This is a genomic window from Pseudomonas sp. NFX183, from assembly GCF_047943075.1.
Lineage (GTDB): Bacteria > Pseudomonadota > Gammaproteobacteria > Pseudomonadales > Pseudomonadaceae > Aquipseudomonas.
Map to the genome: position 1 here is coordinate 4,630,777 of NZ_CP181333.1, position 18,415 is coordinate 4,649,191.

The 18,415-nt window shown below is 61.3% G+C and carries 13 protein-coding genes; 7 read left to right on the plus strand and 6 right to left on the minus strand.

What is annotated here, in order from left to right; all coding sequences use genetic code 11:
- Nucleotides 1-5 precede the first annotated feature (5 nt).
- Nucleotides 6-1,169 carry an isovaleryl-CoA dehydrogenase gene (locus ACM530_RS21685; RefSeq protein ID WP_242199379.1) on the minus strand — a complete coding sequence of 388 codons (1,164 nt, stop codon included), beginning with the start codon at nucleotides 1,167-1,169 and terminating at the stop codon, nucleotides 6-8.
- A 163-nt stretch (nucleotides 1,170-1,332) separates the two neighbouring features.
- Here ACM530_RS21685 and ACM530_RS21690 point away from each other — a divergent pair, with 163 nt between their 5' ends.
- Entirely contained in the window at nucleotides 1,333-2,970 is a 1,638-nt protein-coding gene (locus ACM530_RS21690) for an AMP-binding protein (RefSeq protein ID WP_416363127.1), read from the plus strand.
- Between the two features lie 662 nt (nucleotides 2,971-3,632).
- Here the strand turns inward: ACM530_RS21690 and ACM530_RS21695 are convergent.
- The 3 genes from ACM530_RS21695 to ACM530_RS21705 form a co-directional block, all read right to left on the minus strand.
- Nucleotides 3,633-4,532, minus strand: coding sequence for a hydroxymethylglutaryl-CoA lyase (locus ACM530_RS21695; protein WP_416363128.1), 900 nt, complete (start codon nucleotides 4,530-4,532; stop codon nucleotides 3,633-3,635).
- A 16-nt stretch (nucleotides 4,533-4,548) separates the two neighbouring features.
- Entirely contained in the window at nucleotides 4,549-4,941 is a 393-nt protein-coding gene (locus tag ACM530_RS21700) for a MerR family transcriptional regulator (RefSeq protein ID WP_106578810.1), read from the minus strand.
- Nucleotides 4,942-5,237: 296 nt separating this feature from the next.
- Entirely contained in the window at nucleotides 5,238-6,173 is a 936-nt protein-coding gene (locus tag ACM530_RS21705) for a LysR family transcriptional regulator (protein WP_017136514.1), read from the minus strand.
- A 166-nt stretch (nucleotides 6,174-6,339) separates the two neighbouring features.
- Between ACM530_RS21705 and ACM530_RS21710 the strand changes: the two genes are divergently transcribed.
- Nucleotides 6,340-7,569, plus strand: a complete 1,230-nt coding sequence (locus tag ACM530_RS21710) for an acyl-CoA dehydrogenase (RefSeq protein ID WP_145163992.1) — start codon at nucleotides 6,340-6,342, stop codon at nucleotides 7,567-7,569.
- 52 nt (nucleotides 7,570-7,621) lie between these two features.
- Here the strand turns inward: ACM530_RS21710 and ACM530_RS21715 are convergent, their stop codons facing one another.
- Nucleotides 7,622-8,947, minus strand: coding sequence for a substrate-binding domain-containing protein (locus ACM530_RS21715; protein ID WP_416363129.1), 1,326 nt, complete (start codon nucleotides 8,945-8,947; stop codon nucleotides 7,622-7,624).
- Nucleotides 8,948-9,146: 199 nt separating this feature from the next.
- Complete coding sequence (gene xthA / locus ACM530_RS21720) at nucleotides 9,147-9,959, minus strand: exodeoxyribonuclease III (RefSeq protein WP_416363130.1); 813 nt, start codon at nucleotides 9,957-9,959, stop codon at nucleotides 9,147-9,149.
- Nucleotides 9,960-10,127: 168 nt separating this feature from the next.
- On the opposite strand from xthA, the gene ACM530_RS21725 reads away from it, so the two are divergent.
- The 5 genes from ACM530_RS21725 (at nucleotide 10,128) to ACM530_RS21745 (ending at nucleotide 18,414) form a co-directional block, all read left to right on the plus strand.
- Entirely contained in the window at nucleotides 10,128-10,778 is a 651-nt protein-coding gene (locus ACM530_RS21725) for a GNAT family N-acetyltransferase (protein WP_416363131.1), read from the plus strand.
- A gap of 64 nt (nucleotides 10,779-10,842) precedes the next feature.
- Nucleotides 10,843-12,570: an autotransporter assembly complex protein TamA gene (locus ACM530_RS21730; protein WP_416363132.1), complete on the plus strand. Its 1,728-nt coding sequence runs from the start codon at nucleotides 10,843-10,845 to the stop codon at nucleotides 12,568-12,570.
- Entirely contained in the window at nucleotides 12,570-16,256 is a 3,687-nt protein-coding gene (locus ACM530_RS21735) for a translocation/assembly module TamB domain-containing protein (RefSeq protein ID WP_416363133.1), read from the plus strand. The genes ACM530_RS21730 and ACM530_RS21735 overlap by 1 nt, the downstream gene beginning before the upstream one ends.
- A gap of 236 nt (nucleotides 16,257-16,492) precedes the next feature.
- Complete coding sequence (locus tag ACM530_RS21740) at nucleotides 16,493-16,966, plus strand: MarR family winged helix-turn-helix transcriptional regulator (protein ID WP_145164004.1); 474 nt, start codon at nucleotides 16,493-16,495, stop codon at nucleotides 16,964-16,966.
- The gene (locus ACM530_RS21745; RefSeq protein WP_416363134.1) at nucleotides 16,963-18,414 is read left to right on the plus strand and encodes an efflux transporter outer membrane subunit; all 1,452 of its coding nucleotides are present in this window, start codon (nucleotides 16,963-16,965) and stop codon (nucleotides 18,412-18,414) included. Before ACM530_RS21740 ends, ACM530_RS21745 begins: the two co-directional genes overlap by 4 nt.
- The last annotated feature ends 1 nt before the right edge of the window (nucleotide 18,415 follow it).

Sequence of the window (18,415 nt, forward strand, 5' to 3'; positions counted from 1 at the left end):
CTCCTTCAGCGGGTTTCGTTGAAGAGTTCGCGGCCGATCAGCATCCGGCGAATCTCACTGGTGCCGGCGCCGATTTCGTACAGCTTGGCGTCACGCAGCAGGCGCCCGGCGGGGAATTCGTTGATGTAACCGTTACCGCCCAGAATCTGAATGGCGTCCAGGGCCATGTGTGTGGCGCGCTCGGAGCTGAACAGGATTACCCCGGCGGCGTCCTTGCGCGTGGTCTCACCGCGCTCGCACGCCTGCGCCACCGCGTAGAGGTAGGCGCGGCTGGCATTGAGCTGGGTGTACATGTCGGCGACCTTGCCTTGGATCAGCTGGAATTCGCCGATGCTCTGGCCAAACTGCTTGCGGTCGTGGATGTACGGCACGATCAGGTCCATGCACGCCTGCATGATGCCGATCGGGCCGCCCGCCAGCACCACGCGTTCGTAGTCCAGGCCGCTCATCAGCACTTTCACGCCGCCATTGAGTGCGCCGAGGATGTTTTCTTCGGGCACTTGCACGTCATCGAAAAACAGCTCGCAGGTGTTTGAGCCGCGCATGCCGAGCTTGTCGAACTTGTTGCTGCGGCTGAAGCCTTTCCAGTCGCGCTCGACGATAAACGCGGTGATGCCGTGAGGGCCTTTTTCCACGTCGGTCTTGGCGTAGATCACGAAGGTGTTGGCGTCGGGGCCGTTGGTGATCCAGGTCTTGCTGCCGTTGAGCACATAGTGGTCGCCGCGTTTTTCGGCGCGCAGTTTCATCGAGACCACGTCGGAGCCGGCATTCGGCTCGCTCATGGCGAGGGCGCCGATATGCTCGCCGCTGATCAACTTCGGCAGGTATTTGAGCTTCTGTTCGTGGCTGCCGTTGCGGTTGATCTGGTTGACGCACAGGTTTGAGTGCGCGCCATAGGACAAGCCGACTGACGCCGAACCTCGGCTGATTTCTTCAATGGCCACCACGTGGGCGAGGTAGCCCAGGCCGGCGCCGCCGTACTCTTCCGGCACCGTAATGCCGAGCAGGCCCATGTCACCGAACTTGCGCCACATATCGGCGGGGAACAGGTTGTCACTGTCGATTTGAGCCGCGCGAGGCGCGATTTCCTTGGCCACGAAGGACTGCACCTGGTCGCGCAGCATGTCGATGGTTTCGCCGAGGGCGAAGTTCAGGGACGGGTAACTCATGGACAGGCACCTTAATGTGAGCTTTGTTGTTGTGTGGTTGAGCGCCGGGGAGGGCGCTCACCTTTACGTTAACGTAAGCTTGCGTTGCGAGGCTGTCAATCGTAGTTTACGTTTACGTCAAGCAGCCGCCGTCCACCTTACAAAAAAGACAAAAGGGGTCGTTATGGATCAACCGAATCAGAGCTACAGCCGTGGTTCTCAGGACAAGACCTTGCTGGCCATGACCATTGGTCAGGCCTTCGATAACACGGTCTCGCGCTATCCCGAGGGTGAAGCGTTGGTGGTGCGCCATCAGCAACGCCGCTACACCTGGCGGCAACTGGCTCACACGGTTGATTTGCACGCCCGTGCGTTCCTGGCCCTGGGCATGCAAGCCGGTGACCGCCTGGGCATCTGGGCGCCCAATTGTGCAGAGTGGTGTATCACCCAGATTGCCAGTGCCAAGCTTGGTGTGATCCTGGTCAACATCAACCCGGCCTACCGCAGCAGTGAACTGGAGTACGTGCTCAAGCAGTCCGGTTGCCAATGGCTGGTGTGCGCCGGGTCATTCAAAAGCTCCGATTACCACGCCATGCTGCAAGCACTGAGCCCCAACCTGGGCGCCATGATCAGCCTCGACCCCAACCCACCCCAGGGCTTTTTGCCCTGGTCGCAGCTGGCGGCCCTGGGGGCTGGCGTCCCGCCCGAACAGCTGCACAGGCGCCAGGCCAGCCTGCACTTCGACCAGGCCGTGAACATTCAATACACCTCCGGCACCACCGGGTTTCCCAAGGGCGCCACCCTCAGTCATCACAACATTCTCAATAACGGTTACATGGTTGGCGAAAGCCTGGGCCTCACGGCGCAGGACCGGCTGGTGATCCCGGTGCCGTTGTATCACTGCTTTGGCATGGTCATGGGCAACCTCGGCTGCATCACTCACGGCACCACGATGATCTACCCGAATGATGGCTTTGATCCGTTGCTGACCCTCAGCGCCGTCGCCGAAGAGCGCGCCACCGGCCTCTACGGCGTGCCGACCATGTTCATCGCCATCCTCGATCACCCTCGCCGCGGCGAATTCGAGCTGACAAGCTTGCGCACCGGGATCATGGCCGGGGCCACATGCCCTATCGAGGTGATGCGCCGCGTCATCAGCGAGCTGCACATGGGGGAAGTGCAGATTGCCTATGGCATGACCGAAACCAGCCCGGTGTCACTGCAAACCGGTGCCAACGATGACCTGGAGCGCCGCGTCACCACCGTGGGCCGCACCCAGCCGCAGCTGGAAAACAAGATCATCGACACCGCCGGCAATACCGTCGCGCGCGGTGAAATCGGCGAGCTGTGCACGCGCGGCTACAGCGTCATGCTCGGCTACTGGAACAACCCCGACGGCACCCGTGACGCCATCGATGACGCGGGCTGGATGCACACCGGCGACCTGGCGACCATGGATGAACACGGTTACGTATGTATTGCCGGGCGCAACAAGGACATGATCATTCGCGGTGGCGAAAACGTGTACCCGCGCGAGCTCGAAGAGTTTTTCTTCACCCACCCGGCGGTGGCAGATGTGCAAGTTATTGGCATTCCGGATGAGCGCTACGGTGAAGAGATAGTCGCCTGGGTCAAGTTCCATCCGGGCCATATGGCCAACGAGCTGGAGCTGCAAACCTGGTGCAAGGGCCGCATCGCGCACTTCAAGACGCCCAAGCATTTCAAATTCGTGGAAGAGTTTCCGATGACGGTGACGGGCAAGATCCAGAAATTTCGCATGCGCGAAATCTCGATCGAGGAACTGAAAACCCAGTCCAACTAACAACCCAAACCCATGTGGGAGCGGGCTTGCTCGCGAATGCGCAGGGTCAGCCAGCTCATCTGTCGCTGACGCACCGCCTTCGCGAACACGCTTTTTGATCGATGCCAGACGAGCGTTTGTCGAATCCCGGAAAGCACAAAGGGACCCGAAGGTCCCCTTTAATTTGTCGTTGCGTGCTCTTTTTTATTATTGAGGGGCGGCCTGTTATTGTTTTTGGCAGCCGTTACCCTTTACCGCTGTTTTGGGCGACCCCCATTCGGGGTCAAGAGCAAACGTATTTTTTTGAGCGCTGATCTGCTTCTTCGTTACCGATCCAACCAGTGGCAGCTACCTGAGGTAGTTTTATTTTTCTCTAACCGGTTGCGGGTTTCGGCATGCCGTACCCTGCGAAGCACATCTTCTCCAAAAAAATCTGTTAGCTGCGTCTCTGCCGTGTTGTTTTTGTTATGTCAGAGTCGTTTCGTCTTATTTTTATTAGGTTTGGCGCTTTTTATTCTTGTTATGCAATAGAGATAGCAGAAGCCGTGCCAACTTTTAAAAAGCCTTTAAAATCAGCAGGTTGAATTTTTTATAAGAAATCGCCTACAGCGAATGCGACAAAATATGTTCCCGTGTTACTCGATATGTAGCGGTGCGGTAACACATTGTCACAGCCGCTCTACTCAACTGGCGTTACGCGCCTTGGCAACCCGCGACCCGGTGGGCCGGCCGAGCACGCTGCTGATTTGCTGGCCCACGAGAATCAATGCCTGCAGGTCGATGCCGGTGTCGATACCCAGACCGTTGAGCAGGTACACCACGTCTTCAGTCGCCACGTTACCGCTGGCGCCCTTGGCGTAGGGGCAGCCGCCGAGGCCCGCGATGGAGCTGTCGAACACCGTGATCCCTTCCAGCACACTGGCGTAGATATTCGCAATCGCCTGCCCGTAGGTGTCATGAAAATGCCCGGCCAACTTGTCCCGTGGCACCTGCGCGCCGACCACCTCAAACAGCCGCCGCGTAGCGCCCGCCGTGCCAGTGCCGATGGTGTCGCCCAGGGAAACTTCATAGCAGCCCATGGCATACAACTCGCGCGCGACCGCCGCGACCTGTTCCGGCGCGATGTCACCTTCGTAAGGGCAACCCAACACACACGACACATACCCGCGCACGCTGACGCCGTGCTGCTTGGCCGCCGCCATGATGGGCGCAAAGCGCTCCAGGCTTTCGCTGATGGAGCAATTGATGTTGCGTTGGGAAAACGCCTCGGACGCGGCCGCAAACACGGCGACTTCCTTTACGCCCGCGGCCACGGCATCTTCAAAACCGCGCAGGTTCGGCGCGAGTGCGCCGTAGGTCACGCCGGGTTTGCGTTGTATTTGCGCAAACACTTGCGCCGACCCGGCCATCTGCGGCACCCACTTGGGCGAGACAAAGCTGCCCACTTCGATATAGCTCAAGCCCGCGTCGGTCAGGGCATCCACCAGTTGGACCTTGTCGGCCACGCTGATGGGCTGGGCTTCGTTCTGCAGGCCGTCGCGCGGGCCGACTTCCACCAGGCGTACGTGTGAGGGGAGGGGCATGATGGCTACCTTATCGTTATTGGCCAACCTGGCTCATGGTCTGCGCCAGGGCCTGGGTGCAGCGCTCTTCGGCGGTGTCCAGTTCCAGCTTCATCTGTTCGATATCCAGCAGTTGTTGCTCAAGCTGCTCACGGCGTTCGGCGATTTTGGCGAGCATGCTGTTGAGTTGAATGTGGTTGCCGCTGCTGGGGTCGTAGAGTTCGATCAGCTCGCGGCACTCGGCCAGGGAGAAACCGATGCGCTTGCCGCGCAGGATCAGTTTGAGGCTGACCTTGTCGCGCGCCGAGTAGATGCGCTCCTGGCCCCGGCGTTCCGGGGCCAGCAGGCCTTGTTCTTCATAGAAGCGAATGGCGCGGGTGGTGATGTCGAGCTCGCGGGCGAGGTCGGAGATGCTGTAGGTCGTGCTCATGGGGGCGCTCAAGAAGGTCTTGGCGCTAAGCTAATGTCAGGTTGACGTGAACGTCAACCTGCCTTTCCAACCTTATGAGCGGGCGTGTTGTGGCGAGCAGGCTTGCCGTGCGTTGGGTGTGACGCGCCTGCAATAAACATTGACTCAATTTTTCAGGGAAAACGCGGCGCCTGGGTTTGGGGCTGCTACGCAGCCCAACGCAGGGCAAGCCTGCTCGCCACACAGGGCCTGCTTGCCACACAGGGACTGCTTGTCACACAGGGCCTGATCACCACAAAAGGTCTGCTTGCCACAGGTCAGGCTTGCTTGCCATCGAGCTTTTTCTCATGCGCCGTCACCTGTTGGCACAACTCGATCATTTGCTCGCGCATCCAGCGGTTGGCCGGGTCCTGGTCGGTGCTTTCGTGCCAGTACAAGTGGGTTTCTACAGGCGGCACGTCATTGACCGGCAGGTTGAACCAGTGCAATTCATGGCGCCGGGCAAAGCGCTCGGGCACGGTCATCACCATGTCGGTCTGCTGCAACACTTGCGAGGCCATCAGGTAATGCTGAGAGCGCAGGGCGATCTTGCGCTGGATGCCCATCTTGCCCAGGGCCAGGTCCACATGGCCCAGGCCGTTACGGCGGCTGGAGATATGGATATGCGTCAGCGACAGGTAGTCATCCAGCGTGAATTTGTCCTTGCCCGCCATCGGATGGCCCTTGCGCATGGCGCACACGTAGCGGTCTTCCATCAGCTTGACGTGGCGCACTTGCGGGTCGGTGTTGAGCGGCGCATCCACGGCAAAATCCAGGCGCCCCGCGGCGAGTTCCTTGGTGGTTTCGCGGCGTTTGGACAGGAAACTCTCGATCACCACCGTCGGCGCCAGGCGGCGCAGGCGCTGGAACAACAGCGGCAGAATCACCGCTTCGGTGAGGTCGGTCATGCTGATGCGGTAGGTTTTGGCCGCCTGCTGCGGGTTGAAAATCCGGCTTTCCTGCACCGACACCCGCAGCAACGACAACGCATTGCGCACCGGGCCGATGATGTTCTGCGCCATCGGCGTGGGTACCATGCCTTGGGCCGTGCGCACGAACAACGGGTCATTGAAGGTTTCGCGCAAGCGCGCCAGCGCGTTGGACACCGCCGGCTGGGTGATGCCGACGATCTGCCCGGCACGGGTCAAGTTGGCTTCGGTGTAGATCGCATCGAAGACAATAAAGAGGTTGAGGTCGACCTTGCTCAGATTCATTTCGTTGCGCTCTTATTGTTAGGTGGCGATTTGTCAGGTGCTCAGGCGCCGATCATATATCGGTGATGAATGTTAATACACGCCGAGAATAGGCTAGGTAAATTATCAGCGCTGTTCTAGCATCGATTGCATGACCTAAACAACCTCTCAGAGAAGGGAGCTGCTCATGGATTTCGCCTATTCGCCCAAGGTTCAGGAACTGCGTGAACGCGTCACCGCATTCATGGACGCTTACGTTTACCCGGCCGAGCCGGTGTTCGAACGCCAGGTCAGCGAAGGCGACCGCTGGCAGCCCACCGCCATCATGGAAGAGTTGAAAGCCAAGGCAAAAGCCGAGGGCCTGTGGAACCTGTTCTTGCCCGAATCCGAACTGGGCGCCGGCCTGACCAACCTCGAATACGCACCACTGGCCGAGATCATGGGCCGCTCGCTGCTGGGCCCGGAGCCGTTCAACTGCTCAGCCCCCGACACCGGCAACATGGAAGTGCTGGTGCGCTACGCCAACGCAGAGCAAAAACAACGCTGGCTCGAGCCGTTGCTGCGCGGCGAGATTCGCTCGGCCTTTGCCATGACCGAACCGGACGTGGCGTCCTCAGACGCCACCAACATGGCCGCCCGTGCCGAGCGCCAGGGCGACGAGTGGGTGATCAACGGCAAAAAATGGTGGACCTCCGGCGCCTGCGATCCGCGCTGCAAGATCTTGATCTTCATGGGCCTGAGCAACCCGGATGCACCGCGTCATCAGCAGCACTCGATGATCCTGGTGCCGGTGGATGCTCCGGGGGTGAAAATCGTGCGCCCATTACCGGTCTTCGGTTACGACGACGCCCCGCACGGTCACGCCGAAGTGCTGTTCGACAACGTGCGCGTGCCGTACGAAAACGTACTGCTCGGCGAAGGTCGCGGCTTCGAAATTGCCCAGGGCCGCCTTGGCCCAGGCCGTATCCACCACTGCATGCGCTCCATCGGCATGGCCGAGCGCGCGCTGGAACTGATGTGCAAACGCTCCGTCAGCCGCACCGCGTTCGGTAAACCATTGGCCCGTCTGGGCGGCAATATCGACAAGATCGCCGACTCACGGATGGAAATCGACATGGCCCGCCTGCTGACCTTGAAAGCGGCGTACATGATGGACACCGTGGGCAACAAAGTTGCGAAAAGCGAAATCGCGCAGATCAAGGTGGTGGCGCCGAACGTGGCGTTGAAAGTGATCGACCGCGCCATCCAGATTCACGGCGGTGCCGGGGTTTCCAACGACTTCCCGCTGGCCTACATGTACGCCATGCAACGCACCTTGCGCCTGGCCGACGGCCCGGATGAAGTGCACCGTGCGGCGATCGGCAAGTTCGAGATCGGCAAGTACGTGCCCAAAGAGCTGATGCGCAGCGGGCAGTAAATGTAGCCAGCGGGGCAAGTCCGCTCGCCACAGCGGGCTTGCTCGCCAGGCGTCAGTGCACCCAAACCTCCACTCGCCGGTTTTTGATCCGCCCCTCGTCCGCCGTGTTCGCCGCCACCGGCATCTGCGCGCCGAAACCGAGAATATCGCGCAGCACCACACCGTTCCTCACCAGTTCGCGGCGCACCGCCATTGCCCGCAACTTCGACAGTAGCGCGGCGCGCTGTGGGTCATTCTTGGCGTCGCCAAACCCTACGAGCGTCACCTGCTTGTGGAGTTTGTCGTGGCTTTTCAGGTACGCCACCACCCGCTGCAAATCCTGGCGCGCCTTGTTGTCGAGGCTGGCGCTGCCCTCTTCGAAGCGAAAGTTCACGCTCAGTCGCTGGGCCTCACGCGCGATGGCTTGATAGTCCGCAGGCATCGACGGGCGCGGCTCCACGCTGATCGCCTGCACCTGCTGCGCGATAAAACCGTTGGCTGCGACAATCGCCTGGCCTTTGCTGCTCTGGGTAAAGTCCACGAGCGCCTTGGCCCACGGGTTGCGGCTCGAGGGCGGCAGGTAAAAGAACAGTCGGCGTGACAGCGGGTAGTCCTCGGTGGCAATCAGGCTGTTCAACGGCAACATCGGTTGTGAGTCGCCATCGACGATTGCCACGGCCTTGGCCTGGCGCACATACGGCAGGCCGATAAAGCCGATGCCCTGAGGGTCCTGGCTTACGGCGTCGGACAGTTGCTCACTGGATTCGAAGCGCTTGGCAGGTGCTAGGGGTTTACCGCGCAGGCGTAGCACCAGTTCCTTAAAGGTGTCGTAGGTGCCGGACTGATCATCCCGGGCATACAAATGAATCGGCCCGCCGATGCCGCCCAGTGCCTCCCACGTGTCGACTTCGCCGTTGAAAATCTGCGCCAGTTGCTCGGTGTTCAAGGTATTCAACGGGTTTTGCGGGTTGAGGATAATCGCCAGGCCATCAATGGCGATCACTTGCTCAGCCTCGGGGCTTTTCAGGTCGCCCAAGGGTTCAAGGTCCACCAGTTCGCTGTCCTTGATTGGGCGCGACGACGCGGCGAGATCGGCGCTGAGGTTTTTCAACGCCGCGAACCCGGTACTGGAACCGTGGGCCGCCACCTCGATGGCGACCGTCCTGCCTTGGCGGGTCTTGCCGATCACGCGCTGTTCATTGGCGCCTTCGCCCGGTTCACTGTGCACCGCCTGCAAGCCCTGGTATTGCATCATGCCCATGACCAGCGCGGGCCCGAGCGCGGCGCCAATGGTGTTGGAACCCTGGATGCGCAACGCGGGGCCTTGGTCGGGAACGGGCAGGGCAGCGGCAACTGCGTAGAGGGGCAGGATCAACAGGAGCAGAACGCGCAGCATCATGCCGGCACCTTCTTAAGCCAAAGGGAGTGCCGGGAGATTAAGTCAGTAAGGTTTCAACGGTGTGACTGGCACACAACCACCCCAAAGGTGGGAGCTGGCTTGCCTGCGATAGCATCAACTCGGTTTAGCTGGAAGACCGAAGTGCCTGCATCGCAGGCAAGCCAGCTCCCACACAAGCCAGCTCCCACATTGAGTCGCGTCAGCTCAGTTCCAGCCAGATCGGCGCGTGGTCCGACGGCTTTTCCAGCTCCCGAAGCTCGTAGTCCACGCCGGCATCCTTGACCCGCGGCACCAGGCCGTTGGACGCCATGATCACGTCAATGCGCAGGCCGCGCTTGGGCTCATCTTCGAACCCACGGCTGCGGTAATCAAACCAACTGAAGCGGTCGGCCACATCCGGGTTGAGGTGGCGGAAGCTGTCCACCAGGCCCCAGTTTTTCAGGCGGGCCATCCACTCGCGTTCTTCCGGCAAGAAGCTGCATTTGCCGGTTTTCAGCCAGCGTTTGGCGTTGTCGGCACCGATACCGATGTCGCAGTCTTGCGGGGAGATGTTGATGTCGCCCATCACCACCAAGGCCTGGTCATTGCTGAACTGGCTTTCCAGCAGGTGCTGCAAATCTTCGTAGAAGCGTTTTTTGGCCGGAAACTTGGTCGGGTGGTCGCGGCTTTCGCCCTGGGGGAAGTAGCCGTTCATGATGGTCACGGGGTTGCCGTTCTCATCGGCGAAGGTGCCCCAGATGAAGCGGCGCTGGGCGTCTTCTTCATCGCTGGCAAAACCTTTGTGCACGCTCAGCGCTTCTTTGCGCGAGAGCAGGGCCACCCCGTAATGGCCTTTTTGGCCGTGGTAATAAACGTGGTAGCCCAAGGCCTGCACTTCGGCCAGCGGGAACTGGTCATCATGAACCTTGGTTTCCTGCAGGCCGATCACGTCGGGTTGATGCTTTTCAATCAGCGCCGCCAGCTGATGAGGGCGGGCGCGCAGCCCGTTGATATTGAAGGAGACGATTTTCATGGTCGGCAGTCCAGTCTGGCAAAAGGGCGATGCTAGCCGACAAGTCCGACGGGGGCCAGCGTGGCGGTCGAGCAGATGCACTGCTAATGTCTGGGAACGACTGGTGCTGCGTAGGTTCGTACCCATAAGAACGCCATCTTCTGAATGGCGCCCAGGGAGATTGACTGTATGCCTGACACTTCGACGGCCCTTGCCGAGATCCGCCTGCTCAACAGCGGCTATTCGCGCGAAGCGCGCTCCATGCTCTACCAGGCTTATCGGCATGAGCCGACGTTCGCCTACATCTTCGAAGCTGAACGCCCAGGCTATGAACAGCGGGTACGCGCCACGGTGCGTGAGCTGGTCAAGCAGCATTTCTTTCAGAAACTGCCCGCCATCGGCCTGTTCGTCAACGACCGGCTGATCGGTATCGCCCTGATTGCGCCACCGCAACGGCGCCTGGGCATTACCGAAAGCTGGGCGTGGCAATTGCGCATGTGGTTGAGCACTGGCGTGCGCGGCACTCGCCGTTACCTGGAATACCATCACGCGGTGCTGGCGTGCCTGCCGACCGAGTCGGTGCACGTACTGCCGTTGTTGGGCATCCACCCGCAATTTCAGGGCAAACACTATGGCGAGCAGTTGCTTGAGGCCGTGCACAACTGGTGCGCCGACGACCCGCATTCCTCAGGCGTAGTGCTCGATACCGGCAACTCACGCTACCTGGATTTTTATAAGCGCCAGGGCTATGAGGAAATCGGCGAAGTGGCGATAGGGCCTGTCCTGGAGCACGTGTTTTTCCACCCCAATCCGCAGTCGTTACATGTTGCAACGGCTTAATGCAGAATTATTCAGATAATTCCGGGTTCAAAGTCTCTCCCCAGCTCGTGTAGCATCCGCGCCTATGAAGTTTCCAGGAAGATTTACCAGCGGCTTGATTCTGCTGTTCACAAGCTGCGGCGCCTTGGCGCAAAGCGAATTGGACGTGCGGATCAAGCCTACAAACGACGCGTTGAAAGCCAACATCGAAGGCTATATCGGCGGGGTAGGCGATCGTGATGAAGAAGCCCTGCTGCGGTTCAGCCGCGGCGCCGAAGAGCAGGCCCGCAAGGCGGCCCAGGCGCTGGGCTACTATCAGCCACAAATCGTCAGTGATGTAAAAGGCGGCAAGAATCTACGCCTGATCCTCACCATCGACCCCGGCGAGCCGGTGCATTTGCGCAACGTGACCATTCGGGTTGACGGCCAGGCCGCGAGCCTCAAGGCTTTTCGCGTGCCCGACAGCAGCGACCTCACATCCGGCGCCGTGCTCAACCACGGCCACTACGAAGACGCCAAGCGTCTGATCCAGAACCAGGCCTCGCGCTACGGCTTTTTCAGCGGGCGCTTTACCAGCCAGAAACTCTCGGTTGACCCCAAAGCCGGCGTCGCCGATATCGAACTCATTTACGACAGCGGCCCGCGCTACAGCATGGGCAAGGTCAGCTTCGCCGGCGACACGCCGTTTGATGAAGACCTGCTGCAACGCATGGTGCCGTTCAAAAGCGGCGACCCTTACGACTCCGAGCTGATCGCCGAACTCAACCAGAACCTGCAGGCGAGTGGCTTTTTCGAAGCCGTGCGCGTAGACGCAAGCCCCGCAGCCTCGGCCAACGATGTGATCCCGGTGGCGGTCCAACTGGACACCCGCAAGCCGCGCACCATGGGCCTGGGCCTGGGTTACTCGACCGACGTCGGCCCGCGCGGCAAAGCCAACTGGACGCGTCACTGGGTCAACCCACAAGGTCACAGCTATGGCTGGGAAGCCGAGCTGTCGGCGCCGCGCCAGAACGTCGGCCTGTGGTACGACATCCCGCTGGACCCACCGCTCACCGACAAACTGCGGTTTGCCGGCGGTTACCAGAATGAAGAAATCGCCAATACCGACACCCTGAGTAAATTGCTCACCCTCGGCCCTGAATGGCACAGCAAATTGCCCAGCGGCTGGACGCGGGTCATCTCGCTCAAATACCAGCGCGAAGAATACCGCCTGGGCAATGACTCGGGCCTGAGTAACCTGGTGATGCCGGGGATCAATTATTCCTACCTGCGCAGCGACAACCGCATCGACCCGCACAATGGCTATCGCCTGATGTTCGACGCCAAGGTCGCCAAGGAAGGCCTGGGTTCTGACACCAACCTGCTTTACGGCACCGCCACGATCAAGGGCTTGACCACCTTGTGGGACAACCACCGTTTCCTCGGCCGTGCGCAGTTTGGCGGCAGTGCCACCAACGGCTACAAATCGGTGCCGCCATCGCTGCGCTTTTTTGCCGGTGGTGACCAGAGCGTGCGTGGCTACGAGTACCAGACCTTGTCACCCGAAAACGATCGCGGTGACCGCATCGGCGGCCGCTACATGGTGGCGCTGAGTGCCGAATATCAATATTCCATCGCCGAAAAATGGCGGATCGCGACCTTTGTCGACCAGGGCAACTCCTTCAACAGCCTGGACATGCCGAGCCTGAAAACCGGTGTGGGCGTGGGCGTGCGTTGGGTGTCGCCGGTGGGCCCGATCCGCCTCGACCTGGCCCATGCCCTGGAAGATCCGGGCGGCATTCGTTTGCACTTTTCCATGGGGCCTGAGCTGTGATGCGTGGTTTGAAAATAGCGGGGCTGGCCATCGTGGCAGTCTTCGCCGTGGTGTTACTGGCACTGTGGGCGGTACTCGGCAGTCAAGCGGGCAGCCGCTGGGCCTTGCGGCAGGTGCCCGGATTGACGGTTGAGAATTTCCAGGGGCATTTGGGTGGCCAGTGGCGTGTCGACCACCTGTTGTGGCAGCAAGACACCAGCCGGGTCGAGCTGAATGCGGCGAAGTTCGACTGGTCGCCGGCCTGCCTGCTGCGCATGACCCTGTGCATCAACCAGCTGGACGTGGAACAGGTCAGCCTGCAATTCCCACCCAGTACCGATGACAGCAGCAGCGGGCCGATCCAGCTGCCGGAGTTGAAACTGCCGGTGGCGATCCAGTTGGGCGACGTTCGCGTCGGTAGCCTGCTGTTCAATGGCAGCGAAGAGCTCAAGGGCTTGCAGCTCGCGGCGCACTGGACCGCTGCGGGCCTGCAGATCGACTCGGTGCACCTGCAACGCGATGACCTGGTGCTGGACCTGGCCGGTCTGCTGCGACCGACCGGCAACTGGCCGTTGAGCGCCACGGGCAACCTGAGCCTGCCGTACGCGCCCGGCGGCGCGCCGTGGAAGGTTGCGCTCAAGCTCGACGGAGACTTGCTCAAGACCCTCAAGCTCGACGCCGACAGCAGTGGCTACCTGCCCGCCAAACTCAGCGGTGAGCTGCAACCACTGGTGGAGAACTTGCCCGCGCAATTGCACATCAGCGCCGATGGCTTCAAACCCAGCGCCGACTTGCCCGACACCCTGCAACTCAATCAACTGGACCTCACCGCCAAGGGTGACCTGAGCAGCGGTTATCAACTGCTGGGCAAGGCCGTGCTGCCAGCGGAAAAAGGCCCGGTGGACCTGCTGCTGCAGGGCAAGGTTGACGCCAAGGGCGCGCAGATCGCCGGCCTGGATTTGAATGCCGGCGACCAGCAAAGCCTCAAGCTCAGCGCCAATCTGGACTGGCAACAAGGCTTCAGCGCCGACGCCAAGATCGATTGGCTGGATTTTCCCTGGCACCGCCTCTATCCATTGATTGATGAGCCGCAGTTCGCGCTGCATACGCTCAACGGCGAGATTTCCTACAAAGACGGCAATTACCTCGGCAACCTCAAGGCCGACCTCGACGGCCCGGCCGGCAAATTCAATGTGGTCACGCCGTTCAGTGGCGACCTCAAGCAACTCTTCCTGCCCGAACTGAAATTGACGGCCGGCCAAGGCAAGGCTGAAGGCCACCTGAGCCTGCAGTTTGCCGACGGCATTGCCTGGGACACCGCGCTGGACCTGTCGGCGCTGAACCCGGCGTACTGGGTCGCGGAGTTGCCGGGTACGTTGGCCGGGCCGCTGCGCAGCAAGGGCGAGTTCAAACAGGAACAACTCAAGCTCAACGCCGACCTCGACCTCAAGGGCCGCTTGCGCGGTCAGACTGCCGTGCTGGCGGCCAAGGCAGACGGCGCAGGCGAGCAATGGACCCTGGCCAACCTGGACATCCGCCTGGGCGATAACCGCATCAATGGCAGCGGCAGTCTGCAGCAACGTGTGGCCGGGCAGATCGACATCAAGCTGACGCGCCTGGCCCAGTTGTGGCCGCAACTGCGTGGGCAGATCAACGGGCGCGTCGATGTGGCCGGTACGTTGAAGGCGCCGCAAGGCAAACTCGACCTTAAAGGCCAGCAACTGGCGTTCGCCGACAATCAACTGCAAAACCTCACCCTCAACGCCACCCTCGACAACGCCCAGCGCGCGAAGATCGACCTCAAGGGCAGTGGCATTCAGGCCGGCGACACCCAGGTCGGCACCCTGACCGCCAGCGCTCAAGGGGATATCAAAAGCCAGAAAGTCCAGCTGGACCTGGCCGGGCCGCTGGTCAGGCTGGGCCTGGCGCTCGATGGCAACCTCGACAAAGGTAACTGGCGCGGGCGCCTGGCCAGCGGTGACGTTCAAGCCGGTGGCCAGGACTGGAAGCTGCAAGCCCCGGCCAAGATCGAACGCCTGGCGGACGGCAAGCTGACCTTTGCGGCGCATTGCTGGGTGTCTGGCCCTTCCAGCCTGTGCGGTGAAGACCAGCGCCTGATGCCTGAGCCGAAGTTGCGTTACCACCTCAAGCAATTCCCCATCGACAGCCTGGCTGCCTTTCTGCCCAAGGATTTCGCCTGGCAAGGCAAGCTCAACGCCGACGTGCAGCTCGACCTGCCCGCCAGCGGGCCTAAAGGCGTGATCGCGGTGGATGCCAGCGGTGGCACTCTGCGCGTCAAGGACAAGGCTCAGTGGGTGGATTTCCCCTACGACACCCTGAAGCTGGAAACCACCCTCAACCCTAAACGCATCGACACTCAGCTGACCTTCCGTGGCGGCAAGCTCGGCGAGTTGCTGGTGCAGGCGCAGATCAACCCGCTGCCGAAGAACAAGCCGATCACCGGTAATTTCAGCCTCAACGGCCTGGACCTCGCCGTGGCCCGACCGTTTGTGCCGATGGTGGACAAACTCACCGGCAAGCTCAACGGCAACGGGCGTATCTCCGGTGGTTTGCTGGCACCGCAGGTCAACGGCAACGTGAATCTGGTGGGCGGTGAAGTCTCCGGGCCGGAGTTGCCGATCAGCCTTGAAGGCTTGAACGTGCAGGCCCTGATTGCCGGCGAAAGCGTGCAGTTGAATGGCGCGTGGCACAGCGGCAAGGCCGGGCAGGGCAGCCTCAAGGGGCAGATCGACTGGGGCCAGGCGCTGGTGGTGGACCTCAGCCTGCAAGGCGCGCAGTTGCCGGTTACGGTTGAGCCTTACGCCAAGCTGGAAGTGGCGCCGGACCTGAAAATCAGCCTGAAAAACGACAAACTGGCGATTGCCGGCAAGGTGCACATCCCGCGTGGCGACATCACCGTGCGTGAATTGCCGCCGTCCACCGTCAAGGTCTCCGATGACACCGTGATCGTCGGCAGCCAGACCGAGGAGGGCAAGGCGCCGATGGCGATGGCCATGGACATCGACGTGGTGGTGGGCGAAGACCAGCTCAACTTCGCGGGCTTCGGGCTCACCGCCAAAGTGCAGGGCCATGTGCACATCGGCGACAACATGGACACCCGAGGCGAGCTGTGGCTCAACGATGGCCGCTACCGTGCCTACGGGCAGCGGCTGGACGTGCGCCGCGCGCGGCTGTTGTTTGCAGGGCCATTGGACCAACCATTCCTGGATGTCGAAGCGGTGCGCGTCGTTACCGAACCGTCCAGAACGGTGACGGCCGGTATTCGCTTGAGCGGCAGCGCCGAACAGCCGACCACGCAGATCTTCTCCGAGCCGACCATGCCTCAGGAGGATGCACTCTCGTATCTGGTGCTGGGGCGTTCGCGCAACAACACCGGCGAAGACAACAACATGCTGGCCGAAGCCGCTTTGGGGCTGGGGTTGATGGGCAGCGCCGGGGTCACCTCGGACATCGCCAACAAGCTGGGTATTCAGGACTTCGACCTCGACACCCAGGGCACCGGCAATAACACCGCCGTGGTGGCCAGCGGCAAAATCACCGAAAAACTCAGCCTGCGGTATGGGGTCGGGGTGTTCGAACCGGCCAGTACGATTGCCCTGCGCTACCTGCTGAGCAAGAAGGTGTACCTGGAAGTGGCCAGTGGCGTGGCCAGTTCACTGGATATCTTCTACAAGCGCGATTTCTAAACCCTCACGCACAAACACTGTGGGAGCTGGTTTGCCGGCGATGGCGGTCCATCAGTCGATGATTCATTGACTGACAGACCGCCATCGCCGGTAAGCCAGCTCCCACGTTCGTTTGTGGTGCAGCCCACCTGTCGGTCAATTAGCAAGCAAGCTAATAATTCCATTTGACATTCGCTGCCTAAGCAGTAACATCTTGTCATACATTCACTGCCTAGGCAGTAATAAGGTGACTTTCGATGACCCACTTCACCCCTGACAGCTTTCGCAACTGCCACCTCGGCCTGTTGCTGGGCCGCGCCGCGCTGCTCAAGGACCGCATTATCGACACGCATATGGAACCGCATGGCGTCACCGCCGCGCAGTTCAAAGTGTTGATCATCATTGCCCAGTACGAGGTCGACACGCCCGCCGAGCTGTGTCGCAACCTGTCGCTGGACAGCGGTTCCATGACCCGCATGCTCGACCGCCTGGAGCAAAAGGGCCTGCTGGCGCGCAAGCGTTCCGAGCAGGACCGGCGCCAGGTGCAGCTGGTGCTGACCGAAGACGGCCAGCGCCTGGCAGACATGCTGCCGCACATCGGCGCGCAGGCGATGAATGAGCTGGCCGGCGCCCTGCAGCCCGGCGAGTTGCAAACCCTGGAAAAAATCCTCACGAAAATTCTGATAGCTGCCGGTGACGCCATCGTCATCCAGCGGGTAGGTAATCAATGAACACACGCGCACTTAGCCTGGTGCTGGTGGCGATGAGCATGGCCGGTTGTGCCAACTTCAGCGGCCTCGACACCCAGGGCCAACGCCTCGACGCCAACACGTTGCAAACCGGCAAGTCCCTCAGTGGCGTGACCTTGTCGAGCGCCGCCTGGCCGACGGCCGATTGGTGGAAGAGCCTCGGCGACCCGCAGCTGGACGGCTTGATCCATGAAGCCCTGCAAAACAGCCCTGACATGCAAGTCGCCAGCGCCCGTGCCCACCAGGCGCAAGCCGCTGCCTACGCCGCCGATGCCGCCCGCATGCCAACCCTGGATGCCAGCGCCGGCGTGAGCCGTTCGCGCCTGGCCAAGGATCAGGACCCGCTGGGGCAGGGCGATGCCTACGCCACCGTGCGTAACATCGGCGCCAGCTTCAACTACAACTTTGACCTGTGGGGTGGCCAGCGCGCCGCCTGGGAAGCGGCGTTGGGCCAGGCGCGTGCCGCCGTAGTCGATCAGCAAGCCGCGCGCCTGACCCTGGCCGCCAACGTGGCCAAGGCCTACAGCGACCTGGGCCAGGCGCATATCGTGCGTGACCTGGCCGCCGACGACCTCAAGCGCACCCGCCAGATGCTCGACCTGAGCAAGCGCCGCCTGAGTTCCGGCATCGACAGCCAGTACCAGTACCAGCAGACCGAAAGCCTGGAAGCCAGCTCTGAGTCGCAATTGATCGATGCAGAAAAACAGCTGCAAAGCGCCAAGATCGCCCTGGCCGTATTGCTCGGCAAAGGCCCCGACCGTGGCAGCGAGCTGACCCGCCCGAACGTGCTCAAACCCAGCGCCGTTGCCGTGCCTTCTGTGCTGCCGGCCGAGTTGCTGGGCCGTCGCCCGGACTTGATCGCCGCACGCTGGCGCGTCGAGGCAGCAAGCAAGAATATCGCCGCCAGCAAGACCCGCTTCTACCCCAACCTCAACCTGAGCGCGAGCGCCGGGGCCGAGTCGTTGTTGGGCGACGCGATGTTTGGCTCGTCCAGCCGATTCTTCAGCATTGCGCCGACTATCTCGTTGCCGATCTTCGACGGCGGCCGCCTGCGCGCCGACCTCGATGCCCGCGACGCCGATTACGACCTGGCGGTGGCCCAGTACAACAAAACCCTGGTGCAAGCCTTGGGCGATATTGGCAACACCCTTTCGCAATTGCGCGACACCGGTCGGCAGATCCAGGCCCAGCAACACGCCGCGGACATTGCCCAGCAGTCTTACGACACCGGGGTTCAGCGCTACAGCTCGGGGATCGGGAATTACCTGGATGTACTCAGCATCGAGCAGCAATTGCTGCAGGCCCAGCGTCAGTTGGCGGCCTTGAATGCTGCGCAGATCGATCTGTCGATTCAATTGATGCAAGCCCTGGGTGGCGGGTACAACGCCGATAACGTGGCCGTAACCACCCCAGCTACACGCACGGAATAAT

Bases quoted from the DNA above. Each gene is read 5' to 3' on its own strand.
- ACM530_RS21685 (WP_242199379.1), bottom strand. From the start codon at position 1,169: ATGAGTTACCCGTCCCTGAACTTCGCCCTCGGCGAAACCATCGACATG.
- ACM530_RS21690 (WP_416363127.1), top strand. From the start codon at position 1,333: ATGGATCAACCGAATCAGAGCTACAGCCGTGGTTCTCAGGACAAGACC.
- ACM530_RS21695 (WP_416363128.1), bottom strand. From the start codon at position 4,532: ATGCCCCTCCCCTCACACGTACGCCTGGTGGAAGTCGGCCCGCGCGAC.
- ACM530_RS21700 (WP_106578810.1), bottom strand. From the start codon at position 4,941: ATGAGCACGACCTACAGCATCTCCGACCTCGCCCGCGAGCTCGACATC.
- ACM530_RS21705 (WP_017136514.1), bottom strand. From the start codon at position 6,173: ATGAATCTGAGCAAGGTCGACCTCAACCTCTTTATTGTCTTCGATGCG.
- ACM530_RS21710 (WP_145163992.1), top strand. From the start codon at position 6,340: ATGGATTTCGCCTATTCGCCCAAGGTTCAGGAACTGCGTGAACGCGTC.
- ACM530_RS21715 (WP_416363129.1), bottom strand. From the start codon at position 8,947: ATGATGCTGCGCGTTCTGCTCCTGTTGATCCTGCCCCTCTACGCAGTT.
- xthA (WP_416363130.1), bottom strand. From the start codon at position 9,959: ATGAAAATCGTCTCCTTCAATATCAACGGGCTGCGCGCCCGCCCTCAT.
- ACM530_RS21725 (WP_416363131.1), top strand. From the start codon at position 10,128: ATGCCTGACACTTCGACGGCCCTTGCCGAGATCCGCCTGCTCAACAGC.
- ACM530_RS21730 (WP_416363132.1), top strand. From the start codon at position 10,843: ATGAAGTTTCCAGGAAGATTTACCAGCGGCTTGATTCTGCTGTTCACA.
- ACM530_RS21735 (WP_416363133.1), top strand. From the start codon at position 12,570: ATGCGTGGTTTGAAAATAGCGGGGCTGGCCATCGTGGCAGTCTTCGCC.
- ACM530_RS21740 (WP_145164004.1), top strand. From the start codon at position 16,493: ATGACCCACTTCACCCCTGACAGCTTTCGCAACTGCCACCTCGGCCTG.
- ACM530_RS21745 (WP_416363134.1), top strand. From the start codon at position 16,963: ATGAACACACGCGCACTTAGCCTGGTGCTGGTGGCGATGAGCATGGCC.